The sequence below is a fragment of the Brenneria sp. L4-2C genome, assembly GCF_040240335.1.
In the GTDB taxonomy this organism is placed as follows: domain Bacteria; phylum Pseudomonadota; class Gammaproteobacteria; order Enterobacterales; family Enterobacteriaceae; genus Brenneria.
This window is the reverse complement of sequence record NZ_JBEIAC010000033.1, coordinates 1-20,901: the sequence shown is the minus strand read 5'-3', so window position 1 is coordinate 20,901 and position 20,901 is coordinate 1. Positions and strand designations below refer to the sequence as shown.

The window sequence follows — 20,901 nt, the reverse complement described above, 5'->3', positions numbered from 1 at the left end:
CGGTGAGAGGTTCAACACGCGGGAGGAGATGAAATCGGCGGTATTCGAGTATATCGAGATAGACTACAATCGGCACCGACGGCATAGTGCCAACGGCGGGCTAAGCCCGGTGCAATTTGAGGAAAGAAACCTCGCTTAAGGCAGTGTCCACCGTCGCTGGGCAAGATCATTCTTTGTTTAATCTTATTAAGTCCTTAATAGCCGAAGGAGGGGCATTGGTATAGTTAACCTTTTGCAAGCAGGTCTCTTGCTGTACCTGTAAAAGGCCCTTTGATGGTGGGTATCCGCTTGTGCTCAGTTCTAGGAACAGCCATTGATGGCGCTGTTTTCGGATCATATCCGGTAATAATCTGGCCTGCTGGATGCTTTTGCGTGACATTATGGATATCAAGTTTATCACCCACTTTTGAACGTCGTTGCAAATCGTCAAAAGTGCCAACTTCATACTTTTCAGTCGGGCTACACTTACTCAACCCCAGCGGATCGATCCAAGTCAGCGCATTCGGCGCATACTGATAAAGGTTAATCCCACCGCCAGCCCTATCGGATCCTGCGTCGTAAACCGTCCACTGTCCGGATCGTAGTAACGGAACAGATTATAGTGCAGCCCGGTTTCCTGGTCGAGATACTGGCCCTGCATGCGCAGGTTCTGGGCGAAGCCCGGCCCCTGAAGCGAGGTTTCGCGCAGCAGTTTTCCCCAGGCGCCGTTCTGGCCCTCCCAGCGTAGCCTCCCTTCGGCATCAGTCAGTCGCTCCGGCGTGCCGTTGGGCTGGCAATGGAACCAGAATATCTCCGGGTCTTCCATACCGTCGATGCGCGCCAGCGGTTCTTGCTGATGCGCCGCTCCAACGGGTCATAGCGGAAGCTGACGTGAACTTACAGCGCATTGTGGTGGTGGGGCAGGCTGACCACGTCGGTCAGACGGTGTTTGGTATCGTAGCGGTACTGCCAGCGGGTGGCATTGAACAGGTTGTCGTCGCGCCCTTCGCGGATCAAGGTTGTTGCGGTAATCGTAATCCCAGCGGCGCGTCCATTGGCGTGGGGCGTTGCCGAGGCATATGTCCCTGCGCGCGGCTGATTTTCCGGTGCGGTTCGTCGCGGGTAAGCTCGGTTACTGTGGGACGGTTTCAGCTAATTCATTTAACAGCACTACATTAGTCATGACTTATTGCCATGCATGCAGCAACTCCATCCACATCTCATCTTCACCTTCAATTTTAACTACTCCATCAGTACTTCCCTTCAAATACTCTATATATTTTTGATGTATCGCTCTAATAGCGACTGTTTTCTTTTTCCTTGAACCCTCAATAATCTCATTAAGTTCTTTTAGATAATCTGGATCCTTTACTCGCATCCTGAAAAAATATTTTAGACGATCAAGAGACTCATTATAACTATTATAATCCATCTTTTTTCTCCGGAAGAATATCTACTTCATCAAAAGTGATAACTCTCTTATCAGCATGCATTTGTTGCACTCCACCGTCACCATATTCTGGATAGGCTTTGGTGAAGGGTTCTAACGGCGCTCCCGGCTTATCACCATACATTGTAGGATGCCTAACTTGTGGTACACCATTTTCATATAATTGCAATGTATCAAATTCCCCCCTCAATCTTGCATCACTCCATGATTTATCTGCAGGAATTAGTGGGTCTACTTTATCTGGACCTTTGATCTGAAATGCATTGCGAGCTCCCGAACCAGTGTCAAATTTATCAAATCCAAAATATGTAACCTGCGCTTTTTTGGTGTTAATCAAATCTGGCGCCCATTTGTCCATACTTCCGTCATCATTGAGATATCGGACATAACGATAGGCTTTCGAAGGTAGTGTCGCACTTGGTCCATCTGGCCCCACATAAAAATCAGGCTTGCCTTGCTTACTACTTGAACCACTACAATTGCGACTTAGCCCCCAGGGATCCACCCACCCCAGAGCATTCGGCGCATACTGATAAAGGTTAATTCCCCCCGCCAGCCCTATCGGATCATAGGGACGATTTCGTCTGGCTTTCGGGTCATACTACCAATTTTGGCTGTAAACTACCCTCATAACATCGTCATAGTAAAAGAAGTCGCTCACGCTACCGCCCATCCGTTCATTCCTGATTGACTATGGCTGACGCGCATTCTACGCCAGATACCCCTGTTTTTAAAATCTCTCAGCCGGAGCGCTATCAACGTGTCGGCTACCGGCCCAACAAGGGCGGCACCTCTACGCCCGCTATCAATATCAGCGGCAAGTGGCTACAGGAAGCCGGGTTCAGCACCGGGCAGCCGATCAAGCGGCGCGTGATGCCGGGCTGTATCGTCATCACCGCGCAGGATATTCGGGAGCTGTGGCGCTGTCTGGAAGAATTAAGCCGGGAACCGTTTGATGATACGTTGTAAATAATATCAGTTGGTCATGTGCCGCCATTTTTATATACAAAAGTCCAGTCTATATCTACAGCGCCATGCTGAGTAACATAGTCTTTGACTGACTTCTCAAATACGCGGTATCCACCACGATTAATCCCCGGCAACTGCGGGAACACATTGCCTTTACCGCCCTGACCGCCGAGTACCTTGCCTAATATATGCCCGGCATCATCGCTCTGATTTCCCAGTGCTCTGGCCGCCTCTCGCGCACTGCCATTCACACCGGTTCCTGTTCTCAAGTCTGCTGGCGATATGGTCGCCAGCGCCGATAGAACTTCACCATTTAGGATCATCAACTATCGAATCAAGAAATGATTTAAATGAAGACCATACCCCGAAAATTTCGGCTTCCTCAAGTAATACATAGAAATACACTTTACCAAAATCACTCTTCCTTAAAGACATTGAATACATACCAGATCCCGGATCATAAGCGAATGGTAATAATTCATGTTTCTTAAAATCATTTGGCAATGCGTCATCATCAAAATCATTATAACTATCAATAATCTCGGCCAATGAATAAAATGAATTTATCGGATAAAGATGTTTTTCATCATGTACAAAAGATGGCTGAGGTTGCCCGCCATTATATCTTTTATAAAGGGATATAATTTCATCAGGCAGAGCAGAACCAATCAATGACTCTAGCTCAGCTATTTCCTCATCAGTTACTGGCGGAAGATAATCTGTAAAAAATAAATTTCCCATAAAATCACCATGTTTTGAAAATATATTTCAATCCCGTAATTTCTTGATATTGACTTACCCCGCCAACATGCGGAATACCTTTATGGCGGAAAAAATGGATTTCATCGCCGGTGAAGTTGGATTGGCGCGCCAGATACGCCCGGCCTTCGGCGGGCAACGCCGGGTAGTGCAGCCGCTCCCCGCTGATATCGTACACCGACCAGCCGCCATCGTGATGATGCTCCAGCCAGCGCTTGTCCGGTTCACTGAAATAGCGACTGCCTTTCGGAACGCATCCGGCACGCTGGTCGCCGCCGCCAACCGCTAATACCCTCTCCGCCTATGCCTGAGGCGTCGCCATTAAAGGCCGGCGCTCAGGCATGCGTCGGGATCGCCAAGCTCGATAATCTCATACTCCCCGCTAATAACCGGTTTGCAGAGAATTTTATAGCCGTCGCTGTCGAAGCACGGCGCGGCAATCATTAACTCGCCCGCCTCATTCAGGTTGTCTACGGCGCCAAGCCATAGCCAGTGGTGAATAATATGATACTGCGTCATATCCGGCCCCTGCTCCCGCAAGGCGATCGGGCCATTCCACCGCCAGCACACCACTCTGCTGTGCTCAAGCGCCGACACCAGACGCTGATGGTGAGCGGCCGGGCTTTCTTTGCCGCAGCAGGCGCCGGCGCAACGTTTCAGCGCCGAACGAAAGCATGGGCGCCCCCGACTCAATGGCTCAAGCCCCAATAACCCATAACAGAGTTGATGTTGATCGGCGATAGATTGCAGCGCTTGCAGAGCCGCCCGCCGGTTGGCGAACAACCCGAATAACCCCGATTTCCGGTCAAAATCCACCTCTTTGGCGTAAACCACTTCGGGTTTATCACCATTAAGCTGCAATGCGCAAAGCTGCTTGTTGCGGCGCAGGCGTTTATTAAATAGCGGTTGCAGCTTTTTAATCAGTTGCGCTTCCAGCAACAAAGCCCCTATCTCTCCGGCGGTTCTAAAGAAGGTGATACGCTTCGCCTGGCGCAGCATGGCGGCTTCATCCGGGGTTCGCAAATGCGAAAGCACCCTACTGCGAATGTTCACGCTTTTGCCGATGTAAAGCGGCATGGTTTCACTCTCCCCGTAGAACAGATAAACCCCCGGCAAAGAAGGTAAACCATCAAGCCACTGGCGCAGATGCTCCGGGTATTGATAAATAGCCGCCGCTTCAAATTCCAGCCGTGGCGCGGTATGACGTCTGGCCAACTAACCTCCTATACTGATTTTTTATCCAGTATAGCGCGGTTAAATGAAGTTTTACATGGCGATACGCAAAACCATCACTCTCTCAATGCGGACTCAGGGCCTGACGGCATCCTTCGGCGAAAGCCCGCGATGAAAAACGGGCATACATGAGCGGAACAAACTAAAATAGGCGCGCATTGTTCGATTCGCGCCATGTGACGTCCAGGTAATCAAGGCGATGAGGATATCAAGCTTCAGCCGCTACGCGAAAAATTCGCTGATGCCGTTTGCCGGCCGGAAGTACGAAGGGGATGAAGCGTTTGATGAGTTGATGGATCTCTGATGTCTCGCGAATAAGTGGACTGCCGAATCGGCCCTATGGAAACCCCTTTTTACCCCTACCCCATTTTACATGGAGGAAATTATGATTCGCATCGCTGTCGATATGGACGAAGTTATCACCGATACCTTCCCGGCGCTGCTCGCCTGGTATCAGCAAGCCTACAACTACACGTTTTCACATGATGATTGCGTGGGTAAGCCCATCACGGAGCTGGTATCGGCGGAACATGCGCAAAAAATGGAAGAACTGCTGACCGACGGGCGTTTTTTTGCATCATTGCCGGTGATGCCCGGCGCTCAATCCGCGCTGCGGGCGCTGTCCGAACGGTTTGAAATTTTTATCACCACCGCCGCGATGGAGTACCCCAATTCCTGCGAGCATAAATTTCGCTGGCTGCGTGAGCATTTTGCCTTTATCGAACCATCTAACATTGTGTTCTGCGGCGACAAGAGCATCATTCACGCGGATTTTCTGATTGATGATAATATCCGTCATTTTCAGCGCTTCTGCGGCAAAGGAATACTCTTTACTTCTCCGAGCAACGCTCTTCTCAAGTGGCAAAACCGGGTCGATAACTGGCAAGAAGCGTTGGATTATTTTAGATAAATCCAGGGGTGGAAAGCCGATAGGGCGACCCTGTCCCGCCAATTTCCGGCTTGCGCTCTTACCCGGCCCGTCCGTGGGCTTATGGCGTGGTTGGGCTGGGCGTCGTTACAGCGCAATCTGCCTGGTTTCTTTGCCCAAAATCACGATCGCCAGCACCGCCAGCAAAATCGCGATGCTGAACAGTGAGAAGATGCCGCCGATGGAGACGCCGGCCGACACCAGATATCCCACCATCAACGGCCCGAAGATCCCGCCGACGCGTCCGATAGCGGCGGCGACGCCGGCGCCGGTGGTTCTTATGCGGGTGGCGTACTGCTCCGGCGTATAGGCATACAATGCGCCCCAGGCGCCCAGATTGAAGAAGGAGAGCAGCGAACCGCAAAGCAGCAACTGAGCGCCTGTATCGGCAATGCCGAAGAAATAGGCGCTGACCAGCGTTCCCAGCAAATAGACGGCCAGCACCCAGCGCCGCCCTACCCGTTCAATCAGCCAGGCGACCGAAAAATAGCCCGGCAGTTGGGCGACGGTCATCATCAGGACATAGCCGAAACTTTTTACCAGGTCAAAACCCTTTAGCATCATCACGCTGGGCAGCCACAGGAACATGCCGTAATAGGAGAAGACCACGCAGAACCAGACAATCCACAGCATCAGGCTGCTGCGGCGGTACTCGCTGGCCCACAACGCGGCGATTTTGCTAAGAAACGAGGATTCTCTTTCCCGTTGGCTCAGATGAAGATAGTGCGGAGAATCCGGCAATCTGAAGCGCAGATAGAGCGCGTAAAACGCCGGCAACGCACACAGCAGCATCGCGCCGCGCCAGCCGACGCTGGGCAATGGAATCAGGAAATAGGCGATCAGCGCCGCCAGCAGCCAACCCACGGCCCAGAAACTTTCCAGCAGCACGACGACGCGTCCGCGCACCTCAGGCGCGACGCTCTCGCTGACCAGCGTCGACGCCACCGGCAACTCGCCGCCCAGCCCCATGCCGATGAAAAAACGCAGCACCAGCAGGCTGCCCAGCCCCCAGGCGAACGCGCTCAGCCCGCTGGCGACGCTGAACATCAGCAACGTCAGCATGAAAGCCGATTTGCGCCCTTTTCTATCGGCATAGAGGCCGAAGATAAAAGCGCCGACGGCCATGCCGATGGAATTGACGCTGCCGATCAGCCCCATCTGCGCGGCCGTCAGACCCCAGTCCTGTTTCAGCGCGGCTAAAATGAAAGACAATAACCCGACGTCCATCGCATCGAACAGCCACCCGGTCCCGCATATCAATAACAGTTTATTATTCGAGAAAGCGCCTTGCCGCGCCTGAGACAAAATCATGATGGTCTTTATTATATTCCGGAGAAGGTCCGGGCATTATATCCCATCTCTGCGGGTTGTAATGCCACTTTGCGTTCTTCGCCGAAGAACACAAGACCGTGGTTGTTCGTCAATGCCGCTCGCTGAATGGAGCCCGGCGTTAGCGGCCTCCTACATCAGGGCCGTCGCGCCGACGACTCTGATTCTGATGTTAATTCCCGGTGTTCCGGCAGCATTTCGCTGTTATCCAATTCATCGTCCTCCTGCGCCGTTTCGGGATAGCGCTCCGGATAGAGGTGTCGCTCGGCCTGAGCGGCGTCGAAAGTGCCGGACCATTTGGCGACCACCACGGTCGCCACGCTGTTGCCGACGGTATTGCAGGTGGCGATCGCCATCGACATAAAACGATAAACGCCGAAGATCAGCGCCAACCCTTCGACGGGCAGGATGCCGGTCGAGGTCACGGTGGCGGCGAATACCACGAACGAACCGCCGGAAACCGTTGCGGCCCCTTTGGACGTCAGCAGCATCAGCAGCAGAATGCCGATCTGCGTTTCCAGCGACAGCGGAACGCCGTAGGCATGGGAGATGAACATGACGCCCATCGACATGAAGATGGATGTGCCGTCAAGATTAAAGGCGTAGCCGGTCGGCAGCACCAGACCCACCGTCTGTTTGGCGCAGCCCAGGCGCTCCAGCTTGATCAACAGACGGGGCAGCACGCTTTCAGAGGAGGCGGTGCCGAGAACGATAACCAGCTCATCCTTTATATAGCGCAGGAAGCGCCATATGCTAAACCCGGCCAGCCGCGCGATCAGCCCCATGCCCAGAATGATGAAAAGCGCAATCACCGCGTAGAACACCAGCACCAGTTCCGCCAGCGCCAGCAGTACGGTCGAACCGTTGCTGCCCACCGAGTATGCGACCGCGCCGAAGGTACCCAGCGGCGCGAGCTTCATCACCAGGTTGATAAAAGCGAACAGGATTTCGGAGATCATATCCAGGCTATCGTTGACCCGGTTGCGCCGTTCGGGCGGAATGGCGAGGATGCCGATACCCACCATGACCGCCAGAACCACCACCTGTAGCAGTTCCCCTTTGGCAAACGCGCCGATGAAATTATCCGGCACGATATGTATCAGAAACTCCGCGAAACCCGGCGTGGCGGCAGGCTGGATATCCAGCGCGGGCGCGCCGTTCGCCTGCGGCGACATGCCGTCGCCTATCTTGATGATATTGCCCGCCAGCAGTCCCAAAATCAGCGCGACGGTCGATACCACTTCGAAGTAAACGAAGGCGCGCCAGGCGACGCGTCCGGCGCTGCGAGCGTCCCCCGCGGAGGCGATGCCGTGAACGATGGTCAGAAAAACCAGCGGCGCGACACCCGCCTTGATCAGATTCAGGAACATATCGCCCAGCAGCTTGAATTGGGTGGCGAATACCGGAAAAATGAGACCGACGACAATCCCCAGAATGAGAGAGATGAAAACCTGGGTTCCCAGACGCCGATACCACGGCGTCCGTTTGGCCGCGCCTGCGGCGACGTGTGAAGTATTCATAGCGTGAGTCTCCGCCGGCAATGAGCGCAGACGGCGTTCGTATGAATGGCGATCCCGGCGGCTTGCGGCGCAATCGCGGCATCGGCTGGCGCCCCCTTGTAGCTAAAGCCATTCAGAACGCGTGCGACGCTGAAAAATCGGGGTCGCATCCTGGCGATGCCGAAGGCATTACGTGAATAATATGCGTTATCGATGGATCTGTCTGACATAATGAACCTCGGCTTTTTATATAAAAATAGATAAACAGAGGACCACCAGATGCAGAACCGGCAACGGCCCTCACCCTTTATGTCCGAACTTATTTGGGTCAATATGTTCGGACATTTTAAAAATAATGTGCTTTTCTGTTACGGAACAGTAGCCATTAACGCATTCTGTGACGGGTAGCGTGTTCGCCTGGTTTTATAATTATTTTAAGTGGATTAATGGTTATAGAGATGCGCAAGCTCAACTACATCCAACTGGTGCGCCAGTTAACGAACGGCATCACGCAGGGATTGTTCCCGCTGGGATCGCTGTTGCCTACCGAACTGCAACTGTGTGAACTTTACGGCACCAGCCGCCACACCGTGCGAGCTGCCCTTAATGAACTGCAACTGCTCGGTCTGGTTACGCGCCGGAAAAATGTCGGCACGCGCGTCACCGCCACGCAGGTGCGTAACGATTTTCAGCCGACGCCGGCATCGCTCGACGATCTGGTGCAGTTCGGTAAGGAGCATATCCGCGTCGTGCAGAATGTCGGCCCGGTTCAGGTCACCGGCTCGCTGGCCAAAACGCTTGCCTGTACCCCGGATACGCTGTGGTTACGCATCTCCAGCCTTTATTTGCAGGAAGGCGAGCGTATGCCGCTCGGCTGGACCGACATCTATATCGAGCCGGACTATGCGGAAATCATCGCGGATGTGCATCGTCAGCCGAACACGCTGATCTGTTCCATGATAGAAAACCGTTTCGGCCGGCGCGTGGCGGGGATCCGACAGGAGATTTGCGCCTGCACCATAACCGATGGCGCGATGGCGAAAGCGCTCAGGATGAAAACAGGCGCTGCCGCGTTGAAGGTGGTGCGGCACTATCTGGATGCGACGGGCCGGCCGTTTGAAATCACGGTGACGGTACATCCGGAAACGCGTTTTTCCGTGGTGCTACAGCTCAATCGCGCAACCTCGACGCCCGGAGGCGCGCAGGAAGAAGGAGAATGACCGCGCGGTCAGGAGGATCGTCGCGGTGTGACGGCGTCACTAAATAATCGGCGTGGTGATTAGGCTGGCGGGCCAGCCCGCCGGAAGAGGCGCGAATTCATTAACAAGACAAGAATAACCGCTCACGAAAAGTTTCAACTTTGTTAAAGATTGGCCGGCAATTTCCGATAGTTATTTATTATCTGCGGAAATTTCAATGAGCCTCCCGAATGCGAAAGAATTTGCCCATAACCCAGAACCTCTATATTTTCCCCGGCGATCAAACGCTGATCTCCATCACCGATCTGCAAGGCAATATTACCTACTGCAACTCCAATTTTATCAACGTCAGCGGCTTTACCAGCGAGGAATTACTCGGTCAACCGCACAATATCGTACGCCATCCCGATATGCCGCAGGAAACGTTCCGCGACATGTGGGCCACCATCAAGTCGGGTCTGCCCTGGACGGCGCTGGTCAAGAACCGGCGCAAAAATGGTGATTATTACTGGGTTCGCGCCAATGTCACCCCGGTGCGCGACGGCGATAACACCGTCGGTTTTCTGTCGGTGCGATCGCGAGCGCCCGATGAAGAGATTGAGGCCGCCGAACGGCTATACGCCACGATGCGCCAGGAAGCGGAACGGGGACGCAGGCGTCATACGCTGTATCGCGGACAGTTGGTGCGGCGTACGCTGACCGGCCGGATTGCCCGCGGGCTCAACCCCGGACTGCGCGGTCGTATCCTCATCATCAGCGTGCTGGCGGCTGGCGGCCCGCTGCTGGCGCAGGTCGTCGGCGCGCCGTTGTGGGCGACCGCGACGGCGGCGGCGGGCTGCGCGGCACTCTCCGCCTGGCTGCTGATGCGTCAGACCGTGACGCCGCTGCGTCAAGTGATAGGCGTGGCCAACCTGATGGCGGGCGGCGATCTGACCCGCTTCGTACCGGTAACCGGACGCGGCGAAATCGCCCAGATCCAACTGGCGCTGGCCCAGCTCAATGTCTCGGTGCGCACCGTCGTACGCGATGTACGCCATGAGGTGGCCAACCTGCTGGGCGGTACGCAGGAGATCGCCAACGGCAACAAAGACATGGCGACCCGAACCGAAGCCCAGGCCGGCAGTCTGGAACAGACCGCCGCCACCATGGAACAGATCTACCGCACCATTCAGCAAACCACCCAGTTAGCCAACGACGGCGCCCAACACGCCCGCCACACCGCCGAGGCGGTACTGCGTAGCGATGACGCGGTGCAAAGCGTGGTGAGCACGATGCAGGCCATCGAAGAGTCGTCGCAGCGCATCCAGGACATTATCCAGGTGATCGAAGGGGTCGCCTTTCAAACCAACATTCTGGCGCTGAATGCCGCCGTGGAAGCCGCGCGCGCCGGTGAAAAAGGCAAAGGCTTCGCGGTGGTGGCGACGGAAATCCAGGCGCTGGCGCAGCGTACCTCCGGCGCGGCCAAAGAGGTGCGCGATCTGATAGAAGAATCGGGCGCGCGGGTGGACGAAGGCGGCCGGCGTGCGGCCGATGCGCTGAATCGCATGCAGGAAGTCACCCACGCCGTGGGTCAGGTCAGCGACATGCTGGAACAGATCAACACCGCCGCGCGCGAGCAATCCATCGGCGTCGGTCAGGTCAATGACGAGATCGCCAGTCTGGACGCCATCACGCAGCAGAACGCCACGATGGTGGACGATCTGGCCTCGGCGGCCAACGCCCTCAACCGTCAGGTGGCGCTGGTGCATAATACCATTCGGGTATTCCGCCTGACCGAGCGCGATACCACGCTGGCGGAAGTGGACTCCGGCGTATTGCGCCTTGCCCAGAAGAACGATGTCATCAGCGAAGACGGACGCATCGACTTCGGCAAAGCGATCGCCAGCCACCGGCAATGGCGCGTTACGCTGCGCAACGCCATCAACCGCAAGCTGGCGCTGGACCCGAAAACCGGGCGTGACGAGAGCTGCGCGCTGGGCGCCTGGCTGAAAGGACCGGGCAAGGCGCAACGGGGCGGCACGCCGGAATATGACGCGCTGGTCGATGCGCACCGGGCGTTCCACGCCGAGGTCGGCACGGTGGTCGATTTGATCAACCGGAAAAAGATGGACGAGGCGGAACAAAAGCTCGCCAGCAACCAGCCGCTGTATATTGACGGCCAGAAGCTGGTCCAGGCCATCCGCGCGCTGTCGGGCGGCGCATAATGACGTTGCGGGTACTGGTCGTGGATGACGATGTGCTGAATCTGCGCATCGCCGCGCGGTTATTGCGCGAACTGGGTCATTCGGGCGCGCTGGCGGCCGACGGCGAAAAAGCGTTGCAACTGCTGCGCCGGCAATCGTTCGATTTGATGCTGCTGGATATCAATATGCCGAAATTAAGCGGCGAGGACACCCTGCGCGCACTGCGTGCGGAAGGACAACGGCTTGCGGTGCTGATGGTCTCCGGGCATGACGGCGAGGAGACGCGGCGTCATTTTCTTGATCTCGGCGCCAACGGTTTTCTGGCCAAACCGCTGGCGCAGTCGGCGTTGCAGGCGGCGCTGGCGCAACTGGGCGGGAATTGACGCGATATGGCGGCTTTCTGGTGGGGAGTGGCGACGTCTACGGCGGCCATGCTATTGCTGACGGCGCTGTACCGATACGGTTTTCGCCGCCGCGATCTGCGCGATATGAGCCAGATGGCCGGCATGATGCGGCTGAGCAGCGACGCCGCCTGCCTGCTGCGGCCGGATGGTCGGGTGATCTGGGTCAACCGGGCCTACGGCGAGATCACCGGCTTCGGCGGCGGAGAGTTGATGGATCGCGACTGGCTCGGTTTCCTGAGCGAACGGGTGGAGGACGGTACGCCGATAGCCGCCATTGAAAACGCGATGAACGGACGGCGCGAATTGCGTATCGATCTGATGTTCCGGCGCGCCGGTGGCGAGGAACGTTGCATGATTGTGGAGCTGCATCCCCTGCGCAAACTGGCGCACGGCCTGATCCCACGGCTGTCCGGGCGGTCATTCACCGGTTATCTGGTGGTGCAGGTGGATATCGATCGGCAGCGCCGCGAACGCAAAATGACGCAACTGGCGTTGCGCGACCGTCAGGCGGTGCTGGATATTCTCGACCACTATGCCATCGTCACCGAAACCGACTTGCAGGGACGCATCACCAAGGTCAATGACCGTTTTCTGGAGGTCAGCGGCTACCGCGCCGACGAGGTGATCGGTCGTCACCACAGTATGTTCAAATCCGGTATGCACGACCGGTCGTTCTGGCGCGAGATGTGGAGCACCCTCGCCCGCGGCGATATCTGGCACGGCGAAATCTGCAATCACGCCAGGGACGGTTCGCTCTACTGGCTGGACAGCGTTATCGCGCCGATGCTGGGCGCCAGCGGCCGTCCGGTGAAATACATGTCAATCCGCACCGATATCACGCCGCTGAAGCTGAGTCTCGATATGCTGGAGCGCACCGGTAAAATCGCCGGCGTCGGCGGCTGGTATTACCAGCCGGAGAGTAAAACGCTCTATCTCACCAGAGGCGCGCGCAACCTGCTGGGGCTGACCGACAGCGTAATGAGCCTGGACAAAATACAACCGCTGATGAAACAGCAATGGCCGGCCTACCGCGATCTGATTCGCCATACCGTGGAGAGCGGCGAAGCCTTTACCCAGGAGATGCGGCTTACCCTGCCGCACGGCCGCGCGCTATGGGTCAACCTGAGCGGAGAGGTGGAATATCTGCATGGCAAACCATATCGCCTGGTGGGCGCGGTGCAGGACGTCAGCGCGCAGGTGGAGGCGCGACAGCGCATCGCATCCAGCGAACGGCTGCTGAGTTCGGCTATCGACGCGCTGGACGAAGCCTTTGCGCTGTATGACGCCGACGATCGGCTTATGCTTTGCAATGACCGCTATCAGGATATGTTTGGCGACAAAGGCTATCAGATACGCCCCGGCATCACGGCCGATGAGGTAATACAACTGTCGGCCGAGGTTGACCCCGAGTCGTATGACGGCGACATTGAAGACTGGCGGCGGCAACAGCGCGATCTATGGCGACAGCATATTCACCACCAGCAGTTGCGGCTGAAGGACGGCCGCTGGATCAAACGCGTCGGCGTCACCACCGTCGACGGCATGCGGGTGCTGTTCTGGATCGACGTCACCGACCTGCATCAGGCGCTGGAAGACGCCGATGCCGCCTCGCGCAGCAAGAGCCGTTTCCTGGCTAACATGAGTCACGAGATCCGCACGCCGATGAACGCCATCATGGGCATGATGCAGTTGATCGAGCATACCGGCATCAATGCCGAACAGCGCGATCTGTTGCGCAAAATGGAACGCGCGGCGCGCTCGCTGCTGGATATCCTCAACGACATCCTCGACTTTTCCAAAGTGGAAGCCGGCATGATGCTGCTGGATATCGAACCGTTCAAACTGACGGACCTGCTGACGGACGTGTCCACGATTTTATCCGGCACGTTGGGCGGCAAGGGGCTGGCGCTGATATATGAGTCGGATCCCGACATCCCGCCATTGCTGCTGGGCGATGCGCTGCGGCTCAAGCAGATCCTGATCAATCTCGGCGGCAACGCGGTAAAATTCACCGCCAGAGGCGAGGTGCGGATGCAACTGCGCCTGTTGCAGCGCGGCGAACAAGGCGTGCTGCTGGAATTCGCGGTACAGGATACCGGCATCGGCATCAGTGCGGACGCCATAGAACACATTTTCACCGGTTTCAGTCAGGCGGAGGCCTCCATTTCACGCCGCTATGGCGGCACCGGACTGGGGCTGGCCATCAGCCACCGGCTGGCGGCGCTGATGGGCGGTCAGCTACAGGTACGCAGCGAAGTCGGCCGCGGCAGCCGCTTCTGGTTTCAAATCTGGCTGCAACCGGCGCAAAAGCAGCCGGACGAAATTTTCGACGCGCCGCCGCCCGCGGCCCCTCAGGTCAAACTGCCGCCGGATCTCGCCGCGCCGCCGACGCAGCGACAGGCACATCCACAGCGACTGATCGGGCTCCGGCTGTTGCTGGTGGAAGATAACGAAATTAACCAGGATGTGGCGATCCGTCTGCTGGCGCGCGAAGGCGCGCGGGTCAGCGTGGTCGGCGACGGTTTGCAAGGCATCCAGGCGCTGGACGCCGCGCCGGATGCCTACGATCTGGTTCTGATGGATATGCAAATGCCGGTCATGGATGGTTTACAAGCCACGCTGGCGATCCGCAGCGAGCCGCGTTTCGACCCGCTGCCGATCGTCGCCATGACCGCCAACGCCACGCAATCGGACCGGGAGAATTGTCTGAAGGCGGGAATGAACGACCATATCGGCAAGCCGTTCCATATGGAGGCATTGGTCAACATGATCCTGCGCCATTGCGGACGCATTAGCCCTCCGGCGGCGCCCGTGGAAACGGAGGCGGCGCAGTCCGGGGATAGCGTGCTGGATGCCGAAGACGCCCTGTTGCGGCTGGGACAGGATCGGGCGTTCTACCGCCGGCTCTTGCAGGATTTTGCCCCTGCGGCGCGGCGCCTGACGCAGCGCATCATCCAGGCGCTGGCGGAGGATAACCCGGCCGACGCGCGCGATGCCGCGCATCAGCTCAAGAGCACCGCCGCCGCGACCGGCGCGCGCCGGTTGATGGCCGGCTGCGCCGCTATCGAACGGGAGGCCGGCGGCGGCGTAAACAGCCGGTCGCTGGCGCAACGGGCGACGGCATTGCCCGAACTGCTGAGCCGCGCGCTGGCGGCGCAGCAGGCGTGGTTACAACGTCACGACGGCGAAGAAAACGACGAAAGCCCTGCCGCCGAGGATAACGGCGCGCTGGCGCAGGATCTGGCCGAACTGGCCGCCGCGCTACAGGCCAGCGACATGGCCTCGCTGGACTTGTTCGATACGCTGCTGGCCCGCCATCGCGTTCAACTCGGCCCGCAGGCCCAACCGCTGTGCGATGCGATAAACGCTTTCGACACCGACGGCGCGCTCGCCATGATTCGGGAACTGCAAATGACGCAATACCATTCCGCTGTCGCGCGCCGTTAAGCCGCCGGCCTATTCCCCTGCCGCGCCGTCGATAATAAATATCTGCGCCGGCAGGTGGAAATCTCTCAGCGTCAGCAGCGCCAACGGCCCGCCGCCCAGTTCGCTGCGCAGAATATAGGTCAGAGGCTGCCCCTCCGGCGTTCGCCACACCACACGGAAGCGGCTGCCGTCCAACTGCTCGACTTTCGCTTTCTCCAGCAGCCGTATCCAGCCCCATACGCCCGCCTCGTTCGCATACAGCCGAACGCCGGTGTTATTTGACTGCCAGCTCAATATTGCGCCGGGCTTGTAACTTTCCCCCGGCCAGCGAAACCGCTGCCAGCTCTCCATTTGGTTAAAATAGTTCAGCGTTTGTCCATCCACCGTCAGCATCGTCTGCGCCACCTCGCGCGTCGCGCGCGGCATCAGCTCGAAGCGAATCCCCGCATCCCCTTGCGCCAGCAGCGTATCCGACAACATACTCAACTGGTTGATGGCGGTCAGAAAACGCGGATTAAACGTTACTCCCCGGCTGTGCTGCGCCGCCGGCACCCACCGATTGCCCTCCTTGCGCAATAGTCCGCCAAGCTGCGTGTGTAAAAATTGCTCGATGCGCCCGGTATCCGCCCGCAGATAGAGCGACAACAGCGGCAGCGACGCATCATTGCCGGTATCGGCAAACGGATAACGGCCGGTAAAAGCATGACGCCAATCATTAACGACGCTCCGTTGCCAGCGGGCGTTCAGGCTCTGTGCAGCCGGCTGAAGCAGTTGTCGGCGGGATTGCGCCAACGGTTGCACAAACAGCGTCTGCCCCACACCGCCCCACTCGCTCCCCAGACTCTCCGCCAGCAACCGACCGTAATCCCAAATGGCGGTCAGTTCGGCGGCGTTTCCCTGAAACACGCGCTGCGCCAGCGCCTGCGTCATCGCCTGCGGGTCGGCGGAATCCATCACCTGACGGAGCTTCAGCCGCAACTGCGTCACCCGCGTCAGATAGGTCGGCAGGTTGGGAGCGGCGGCGCCCGGCGTTCCCTCCGCCAGCGCCAGCCATGGGCCGAAAGTCTCATCCAGCGGCCCGGAACGGTCGCCCGGCAGGTCGCTGCCGCCCGACGCCGGCACGCCGGTTTTTCGCTGTAGCGTCGCCAGCGCGGACTGTGACAGCGCCTCGGCTACCCTCTGCGGCGACTGACCGGTTTTCCCCTGCCAGACCAGCGTATTGATCAACGCCAACAGCGGGGATCGTCGCGTATCCGCCATCAGCCGCAACTGTTCCGTAACATCCGCAAGGTCCTCCGCCCGACGCCAGCGCACATCGTTGAGAAAGTCGAGCCAGGCGCCGCTGAAATCCCTGAAATAGCGGGCGGTTAGCCGCGCTTGCAACTGCCCGGACAATACGCCGTCCGCCAGCGGTTGTTTGCCGTCGCTCAGTACCCAGTCCATCTCCCGCCGCCGCTCATCGGCTATCTGCGCTATCGCCGGCTTCACCTGCTCCTCCCAGGCCTGACGGGTGAACATCCCCGGCACCACGCCGTCGCTGACGAACAGCAGGCTGGCGTCGGTATCGCCCGCCATCCGTTCAATCGTCATATCGGCATAACCCGACGCCGCCTGTGCCAACAGCCGCTGGTACAGCGTGGTTTCGGTTTGACTCATGCCCATCTGGTCCAACAGCCCGCGGCGGACATCCTCAATCAAAGCCCGATCCGGCTCAATTCGCCACTCGGGATGCGCCGCCAGATTGTCCGCATAAAAACGAAATAACGCCGGTGAAATTTCCTGCCAGACACCGCCTGCCGCACCGGATTGGTCAGGCGGATTTTCCGTTAAAACCGCAGACAGAAAGTCCGGTTCGGTTTTCTCCGGGTGGGCCAGCATCAGGTAGGCTTTTAGCTGCGCATAACCGGCCCGGGTATATTTTGCTTCCTGCCGGACAGCGGGCGGCAAGCGCAGCATATCGCGCAGCGACGCCGCCAGATGGCGCGCCGCCGTATCGCGGATAAGCGCGCGCTGGGCGATAAAATAATGAGGCCACAGCGCTTGCAGCAGCGCGTCGCGCTGATTAAGGCCAAAATGACCGTACCAGGGCGCGTCATGTTGCAGACGGACTATCGCCTGCTGCAAAGCCTGCACGTTCTGCAAACGCGCCGTTAACGAACGGTCGGGCGCCGTAGCGGCCTGAACCCGTTCGATACCGACGCGGATATCCTGCCGGTTGCTCAGGAAAGACAACAGGCTACCCGCCGCCGCCAGCACGCTCAGGGTAATGATCCCCCACTGAATCCCCTTCGCCCACGGCAGTCCCAGCCGCTCGCCCCGGACGACTTTACTGTCGCTCAGCACGCCCTGCCATACCGGGTCAGGCAACCAGCTGTGCGGCACGCCGCCCGGCCTCACCGTCACCGGCAGGCTGAACAGTATGCCGCGTAAAGGGAATACCGAAACGCCGGACAATAGCGCCGTGGCCGTCTTATGCCAGCGCGCGATCCCGCCCGCTTCCAGCGTTTGCGCCAGCCGCAGCAGAAAGTCATGCTTTGGCTCGCGCATCATTTGCCCGATCCCCGCGCGCGTCAGTCGGGGAACCAGTTGAGACAGACGGTCGTTCAGGGTGGCCGGGTCACAGCGGGACGGCAATAGACAGCCGACCGGCTGCGTTTCGCGTTCGCTCTGCGACCATTGACTGTTTTGCACCTCCCACAGCCAGACTGGCGCCTGCCAGCCCAGTAGTCGAGCTCGCTCGTCCAGTTGACGGCGGGCCGAATCCACCGCCGCCGACTGTTGGCTCTGTTCAGCGGTCAGCGCCCATACCACGCCGTCCAGCGGTCGACGGCGACGCAACCGACGACATCGCGCCAGTTGTTCGCTATCCGCCGTCCCGGCCGGGCCGCCCCACAGCAACAGCGTCTGGCTGCCTTCCTGCCATTGCTGCGACGTCAGTCCGGGCGCCAGCGCCTCAACCTGCGGCGCCTCCCCCACCACCAGTAGCATGCGCACATGGCGTCGCCAGTAACGACCGTAGCGGTTGCGCAGATGGGTCTTGATGTCGTCATGGTCATGTGCGGCCGGCACGATCTTTTTTTCAGGCTTTGGCTGTGAGGGGAAACGCATCGATTTAATGAATCCGGACATATTGCCAAGTGCCAGAAAAGCCAGCGTCAGCAATATTCCCCAGATAATGAGTCCGCTCATGATCAAACGCCAAATCAGTGCGCGATCCGGCGATGCATCCTCCACCCACCACCACCAGATAAATCCAATCATCAACATCAGCAGCGTCACTGAAAGAAAAATTAATATTACCGTTCGGCTCACTGATACGTTATTCGATTTATTTTCTTGTTCCATAAGGTTTAACTATTCCTAACGCGAGTGGGTATTGCGGATCGCCCGCTATCCAGCCTACGGGTTGTTCGGTTATTTCGCAGCGCAAGGCGGCCAGCGTTTGCACAATGACCTGTTCTATTTCTCCGGTATAGCCCCAGTTGCCATCCTGAATATATTGATTAAGCGGCCAGCCCGTTTTTTCCAAAACAGTCATATCCGCCTGAGAAAAAAGAAAGCAATCTTCCGGTATGTGGTCTGACCGGGCTTGTTTTATCGCTCGGGAAGCCGCCGTGGCAATATCCTCCTTCAATTCTGGCTGGTGATATTCGCCGCGATACAGTTTTACTTTACCGTTCTTTTTTAATAACCAGACAAATGCCGCTTCGCCCGCCGGTAATGTTAATGAAGCCGATGCAGGCATGCTTTGGCTACCGGCGTACAATATGGCGGCGTCGTCACCGGCTGAATTCAGTCGACTAATGGCTTCATTCAGTCCGCTCACTCCGTTCCATTTTTCCGGCTGACCGGGTAACACTATTTTCGGCGACAGCTTTTGTAATTGTTCAGAGAATGAGATCCAGGATTGCTCGCTCCCCAACCAATAACAGCACAATAAATCAGCGCCCGGATCCGCCCCATATTGCTCATGCCATTGAATCGCCGCGGTACGGGCGAGTTGGCATTCTCGTTCTTCGCGGGTAAGGGAAAATGATCTTAACAAGCGGATGGCTTTGCCCGCGGACTCAATGCGAGCGGTTGGCATGGCATGCGCATGTTTCAGCAAACGGCGCCAATGGGATGATGTTGTTCCTGCCGCGCCGATTAACACCGCCTCGGACAAGGCTGCCCATTGACGGTGTTGTTCCCACCATTGCTGAATCAATTGGTTAGCATGCCGTTGGTAAGTCTGGGCGTTATGGCACGCCAACTGATAATAAAGCAGGCGCAGAACAAAGCATAATAAGCCGGCCATTGCGCCGATTAAGACGACGGCGAAAAATAACCCAGCGTTGATATTTGCCTCGGGCAACAATACCGCGCCGATCGCAACCAGCGATAAATAGACGCCGCCGGCCGACAACCAGCGTTTGCCAAGCGGTTTTCCCGCCTGGGCATAGGGTGGAAAATCAGGCAGCGGCGTCATGGATTGACTCGATAGTCGGGAAATGAACTCACCAGAGTGCAACCGCATGCGCATCGATGGCCGTGCAAGGCGATAGGCTTGCCGTCGATCAGGCAGGTCGCACTCCCTTCCGCGATAACGCTAGCGCCGTGTCGGTTGCACGCCACCGCATCCCCCTTGCAGGCAATCGGTTTACCAAAGCACTGATAGTGTCCGCCTAATACCTGACCGCCATATTCACGTAATGAATCGCCTTTGCGGATGATATTTTTCATCGCGTTATTACCTCTACCTCTCCATTGGATTGAAATATGCATTTTTTATTGTCGACCGCCGTCGGTTCCGCGCTGATTTATTGCGGACAGGTTTTCGGCTCCGGCATCCTTAACGGCTCTTTGATCGGGTATCGCTCATGGGTGGGCGAGAAACAGGAGGTGGTGACCTTCACCTCATCGCAGGGCAGAAAATGCACCGTGATGCCGCAGTTATCTTCCGAGGTATAAGGCGGCAGCGGCACCACCTTGCTGTGCCGGCGTTTCTGGTCGTCCATTTTCTTTTGCCAGGCCAGATATTTAGCTCGGTCGGCAAAGCCGGGGAAACCTTTTGAACCACTCACCCCGGTTTCCCAGTCGACCCGCACCGTCATGCCCGGCCGCCACCGTGCCGGGGCGCGGTAACAGCAACCGCCGCCGCCGCCCTGATAGGCGCCGACGCTGTCGATGCCCGATATGCCGTCCACGCTGAAGCGGTTGATTGCCCAGTGGGTATGATTGATGACGATAAGCGTATCCGCCTGAGCGGCGGCCGACAGCAGCAGGCCGGCGGCCAGCAACAGGGTAAGATATGTTTTCATCGTATTTTCCTTATGATCATTAAGCGTGACAGGGCCGTCAGCCCTGCCGCGGATTGCGTACCAGCGGCGCAATGCCGTGCGCCGCCCACACCGCCGCCGCCCTTTCCTGCGCGTAAGCCAGCCGTTTCTCCTGCGCCACTTTCTGCTGCCCGCGGATAACCGTCCCCGGTTCCCGGGTAAATGCCCGCAGTTCGTCCGCCTCCGGCCGCATCGGCAACGCCTTGCCGCTCAGAATGTCTCCCG

The 20,901-nt window shown here is 57.7% G+C and carries 20 protein-coding genes and 2 pseudogenes; 8 read left to right on the top strand and 14 right to left on the bottom strand.

The annotated features are described in order from the left end of the window. Nucleotides 1-139: IS3 family transposase (locus tag ABRZ26_RS24080; protein WP_319602909.1), on the top strand; the 139-nt coding region annotated here is incomplete at its 5' end. An 85-nt stretch (nucleotides 140-224) separates the two neighbouring features. Here ABRZ26_RS24080 and ABRZ26_RS24075 read toward each other — a convergent pair. From ABRZ26_RS24075 to ABRZ26_RS25175, 4 genes and pseudogenes are all read right to left on the bottom strand, one after another. Further along, nucleotides 225-1,069, bottom strand: a pseudogene (locus ABRZ26_RS24075) (RHS repeat domain-containing protein); the annotation flags it as partial. Nucleotides 1,070-1,165: 96 nt separating this feature from the next. Beyond that, nucleotides 1,166-1,411, bottom strand: coding sequence for a hypothetical protein (locus ABRZ26_RS24070; RefSeq protein WP_319606583.1), 246 nt, complete (start codon nucleotides 1,409-1,411; stop codon nucleotides 1,166-1,168). Further along, the gene (locus ABRZ26_RS24065; protein WP_319606582.1) at nucleotides 1,401-1,787 is read right to left on the bottom strand and encodes a hypothetical protein; all 387 of its coding nucleotides are present in this window, start codon (nucleotides 1,785-1,787) and stop codon (nucleotides 1,401-1,403) included. The genes ABRZ26_RS24070 and ABRZ26_RS24065 overlap by 11 nt, the downstream gene beginning before the upstream one ends. Nucleotides 1,788-1,910: 123 nt before the next feature. Beyond that, nucleotides 1,911-2,030 (bottom strand): annotated as a pseudogene (locus ABRZ26_RS25175) (RHS repeat-associated core domain-containing protein); the annotation flags it as partial. A 92-nt stretch (nucleotides 2,031-2,122) separates the two neighbouring features. On the opposite strand from ABRZ26_RS25175, the gene ABRZ26_RS24060 reads away from it, so the two are divergent. Next, on the top strand, nucleotides 2,123-2,398 hold the full coding sequence (locus tag ABRZ26_RS24060) for a SymE family type I addiction module toxin (protein WP_319606581.1): 276 nt from the start codon (nucleotides 2,123-2,125) through the stop codon (nucleotides 2,396-2,398). A 14-nt stretch (nucleotides 2,399-2,412) separates the two neighbouring features. On the opposite strand, the gene ABRZ26_RS24055 is transcribed toward ABRZ26_RS24060, so the two are convergent. Both ABRZ26_RS24055 and ABRZ26_RS24050 read right to left on the bottom strand, forming a co-directional pair. After that, nucleotides 2,413-2,649, bottom strand: coding sequence for a DNA/RNA non-specific endonuclease (locus ABRZ26_RS24055; RefSeq protein ID WP_319606580.1), 237 nt, complete (start codon nucleotides 2,647-2,649; stop codon nucleotides 2,413-2,415). Nucleotides 2,650-2,704: 55 nt separating this feature from the next. Continuing rightward, entirely contained in the window at nucleotides 2,705-3,139 is a 435-nt protein-coding gene (locus ABRZ26_RS24050; RefSeq protein WP_319606579.1) for an SMI1/KNR4 family protein, read from the bottom strand. An 82-nt stretch (nucleotides 3,140-3,221) separates the two neighbouring features. Between ABRZ26_RS24050 and ABRZ26_RS24045 the strand changes: the two genes are divergently transcribed. Next, complete coding sequence (locus ABRZ26_RS24045) at nucleotides 3,222-3,446, top strand: hypothetical protein (protein ID WP_319606578.1); 225 nt, start codon at nucleotides 3,222-3,224, stop codon at nucleotides 3,444-3,446. 32 nt (nucleotides 3,447-3,478) lie between these two features. Here ABRZ26_RS24045 and cho read toward each other — a convergent pair whose 3' ends face one another. Next, nucleotides 3,479-4,372: an excinuclease Cho gene (gene cho / locus ABRZ26_RS24040; RefSeq protein ID WP_319606577.1), complete on the bottom strand. Its 894-nt coding sequence runs from the start codon at nucleotides 4,370-4,372 to the stop codon at nucleotides 3,479-3,481. Nucleotides 4,373-4,775: 403 nt separating this feature from the next. Between cho and ABRZ26_RS24035 the strand changes: the two genes are divergently transcribed. Next, nucleotides 4,776-5,300, top strand: coding sequence for a 5' nucleotidase, NT5C type (locus ABRZ26_RS24035; RefSeq protein WP_319606576.1), 525 nt, complete (start codon nucleotides 4,776-4,778; stop codon nucleotides 5,298-5,300). 105 nt (nucleotides 5,301-5,405) lie between these two features. Here the strand turns inward: ABRZ26_RS24035 and ABRZ26_RS24030 are convergent, their stop codons facing one another. Both ABRZ26_RS24030 and ABRZ26_RS24025 read right to left on the bottom strand, forming a co-directional pair. Further along, nucleotides 5,406-6,629, bottom strand: coding sequence for an MFS transporter (locus ABRZ26_RS24030; RefSeq protein ID WP_319606575.1), 1,224 nt, complete (start codon nucleotides 6,627-6,629; stop codon nucleotides 5,406-5,408). Between the two features lie 155 nt (nucleotides 6,630-6,784). Beyond that, on the bottom strand, nucleotides 6,785-8,167 hold the full coding sequence (locus ABRZ26_RS24025; protein WP_319606574.1) for a cation:dicarboxylate symporter family transporter: 1,383 nt from the start codon (nucleotides 8,165-8,167) through the stop codon (nucleotides 6,785-6,787). Between the two features lie 437 nt (nucleotides 8,168-8,604). Between ABRZ26_RS24025 and ABRZ26_RS24020 the strand changes: the two genes are divergently transcribed. The 4 genes from ABRZ26_RS24020 (at nucleotide 8,605) to ABRZ26_RS24005 (ending at nucleotide 15,379) form a co-directional block, all read left to right on the top strand. After that, a complete protein-coding gene (locus tag ABRZ26_RS24020) occupies nucleotides 8,605-9,366 on the top strand; it encodes a GntR family transcriptional regulator (protein WP_319606573.1) in 762 nt (253 codons plus the stop codon). A gap of 209 nt (nucleotides 9,367-9,575) precedes the next feature. Beyond that, nucleotides 9,576-11,549 (top strand): methyl-accepting chemotaxis protein, encoded by a 1,974-nt coding sequence (locus ABRZ26_RS24015; RefSeq protein WP_319606572.1) that lies wholly within the window; start codon nucleotides 9,576-9,578, stop codon nucleotides 11,547-11,549. Then, entirely contained in the window at nucleotides 11,549-11,911 is a 363-nt protein-coding gene (locus ABRZ26_RS24010) for a response regulator (protein ID WP_319606571.1), read from the top strand. The genes ABRZ26_RS24015 and ABRZ26_RS24010 overlap by 1 nt, the downstream gene beginning before the upstream one ends. Nucleotides 11,912-11,917: 6 nt before the next feature. Further along, on the top strand, nucleotides 11,918-15,379 hold the full coding sequence (locus ABRZ26_RS24005; protein ID WP_319606570.1) for a PAS domain S-box protein: 3,462 nt from the start codon (nucleotides 11,918-11,920) through the stop codon (nucleotides 15,377-15,379). Nucleotides 15,380-15,388: 9 nt separating this feature from the next. Here ABRZ26_RS24005 and ABRZ26_RS24000 read toward each other — a convergent pair whose 3' ends face one another. The 5 genes from ABRZ26_RS24000 to ABRZ26_RS23980 form a co-directional block, all read right to left on the bottom strand. After that, nucleotides 15,389-18,703, bottom strand: a complete 3,315-nt coding sequence (locus ABRZ26_RS24000; RefSeq protein WP_319606569.1) for an ImcF-related family protein — start codon at nucleotides 18,701-18,703, stop codon at nucleotides 15,389-15,391. Then, on the bottom strand, nucleotides 18,687-19,826 hold the full coding sequence (locus tag ABRZ26_RS23995; protein WP_319606568.1) for a KPHS_23130 family T6SS system protein: 1,140 nt from the start codon (nucleotides 19,824-19,826) through the stop codon (nucleotides 18,687-18,689). Before ABRZ26_RS23995 ends, ABRZ26_RS24000 begins: the two co-directional genes overlap by 17 nt. Then, entirely contained in the window at nucleotides 19,823-20,080 is a 258-nt protein-coding gene (locus ABRZ26_RS23990; protein ID WP_319606567.1) for a PAAR domain-containing protein, read from the bottom strand. The genes ABRZ26_RS23995 and ABRZ26_RS23990 overlap by 4 nt, the downstream gene beginning before the upstream one ends. A gap of 77 nt (nucleotides 20,081-20,157) precedes the next feature. After that, nucleotides 20,158-20,658 carry a Tli1a family immunity protein gene (gene tli1a / locus ABRZ26_RS23985; protein WP_319606566.1) on the bottom strand — a complete coding sequence of 167 codons (501 nt, stop codon included), beginning with the start codon at nucleotides 20,656-20,658 and terminating at the stop codon, nucleotides 20,158-20,160. Nucleotides 20,659-20,695: 37 nt separating this feature from the next. Then, a partial coding sequence (locus tag ABRZ26_RS23980) for a T6SS phospholipase effector Tle1-like catalytic domain-containing protein (RefSeq protein WP_319606466.1) occupies nucleotides 20,696-20,901 on the bottom strand: 206 nt, incomplete at its 5' end.

Coding starts and splice junctions, on each gene's coding strand:
- ABRZ26_RS24070 (WP_319606583.1), bottom strand. CDS start 1,411: ATGGATTATAATAGTTATAATGAGTCTCTTGATCGTCTAAAATATTTT.
- ABRZ26_RS24065 (WP_319606582.1), bottom strand. CDS start 1,787: ATGGACAAATGGGCGCCAGATTTGATTAACACCAAAAAAGCGCAGGTT.
- ABRZ26_RS24060 (WP_319606581.1), top strand. CDS start 2,123: ATGGCTGACGCGCATTCTACGCCAGATACCCCTGTTTTTAAAATCTCT.
- ABRZ26_RS24050 (WP_319606579.1), bottom strand. CDS start 3,139: ATGGGAAATTTATTTTTTACAGATTATCTTCCGCCAGTAACTGATGAG.
- ABRZ26_RS24045 (WP_319606578.1), top strand. CDS start 3,222: ATGGCGGAAAAAATGGATTTCATCGCCGGTGAAGTTGGATTGGCGCGC.
- ABRZ26_RS24035 (WP_319606576.1), top strand. CDS start 4,776: ATGATTCGCATCGCTGTCGATATGGACGAAGTTATCACCGATACCTTC.
- ABRZ26_RS24030 (WP_319606575.1), bottom strand. CDS start 6,629: ATGATTTTGTCTCAGGCGCGGCAAGGCGCTTTCTCGAATAATAAACTG.
- ABRZ26_RS24025 (WP_319606574.1), bottom strand. CDS start 8,167: ATGAATACTTCACACGTCGCCGCAGGCGCGGCCAAACGGACGCCGTGG.
- ABRZ26_RS24020 (WP_319606573.1), top strand. CDS start 8,605: ATGCGCAAGCTCAACTACATCCAACTGGTGCGCCAGTTAACGAACGGC.
- ABRZ26_RS24015 (WP_319606572.1), top strand. CDS start 9,576: ATGCGAAAGAATTTGCCCATAACCCAGAACCTCTATATTTTCCCCGGC.
- ABRZ26_RS24010 (WP_319606571.1), top strand. CDS start 11,549: ATGACGTTGCGGGTACTGGTCGTGGATGACGATGTGCTGAATCTGCGC.
- ABRZ26_RS24005 (WP_319606570.1), top strand. CDS start 11,918: ATGGCGGCTTTCTGGTGGGGAGTGGCGACGTCTACGGCGGCCATGCTA.
- ABRZ26_RS24000 (WP_319606569.1), bottom strand. CDS start 18,703: ATGGAACAAGAAAATAAATCGAATAACGTATCAGTGAGCCGAACGGTA.
- ABRZ26_RS23995 (WP_319606568.1), bottom strand. CDS start 19,826: ATGACGCCGCTGCCTGATTTTCCACCCTATGCCCAGGCGGGAAAACCG.
- ABRZ26_RS23990 (WP_319606567.1), bottom strand. CDS start 20,080: ATGAAAAATATCATCCGCAAAGGCGATTCATTACGTGAATATGGCGGT.
- tli1a (WP_319606566.1), bottom strand. CDS start 20,658: ATGAAAACATATCTTACCCTGTTGCTGGCCGCCGGCCTGCTGCTGTCG.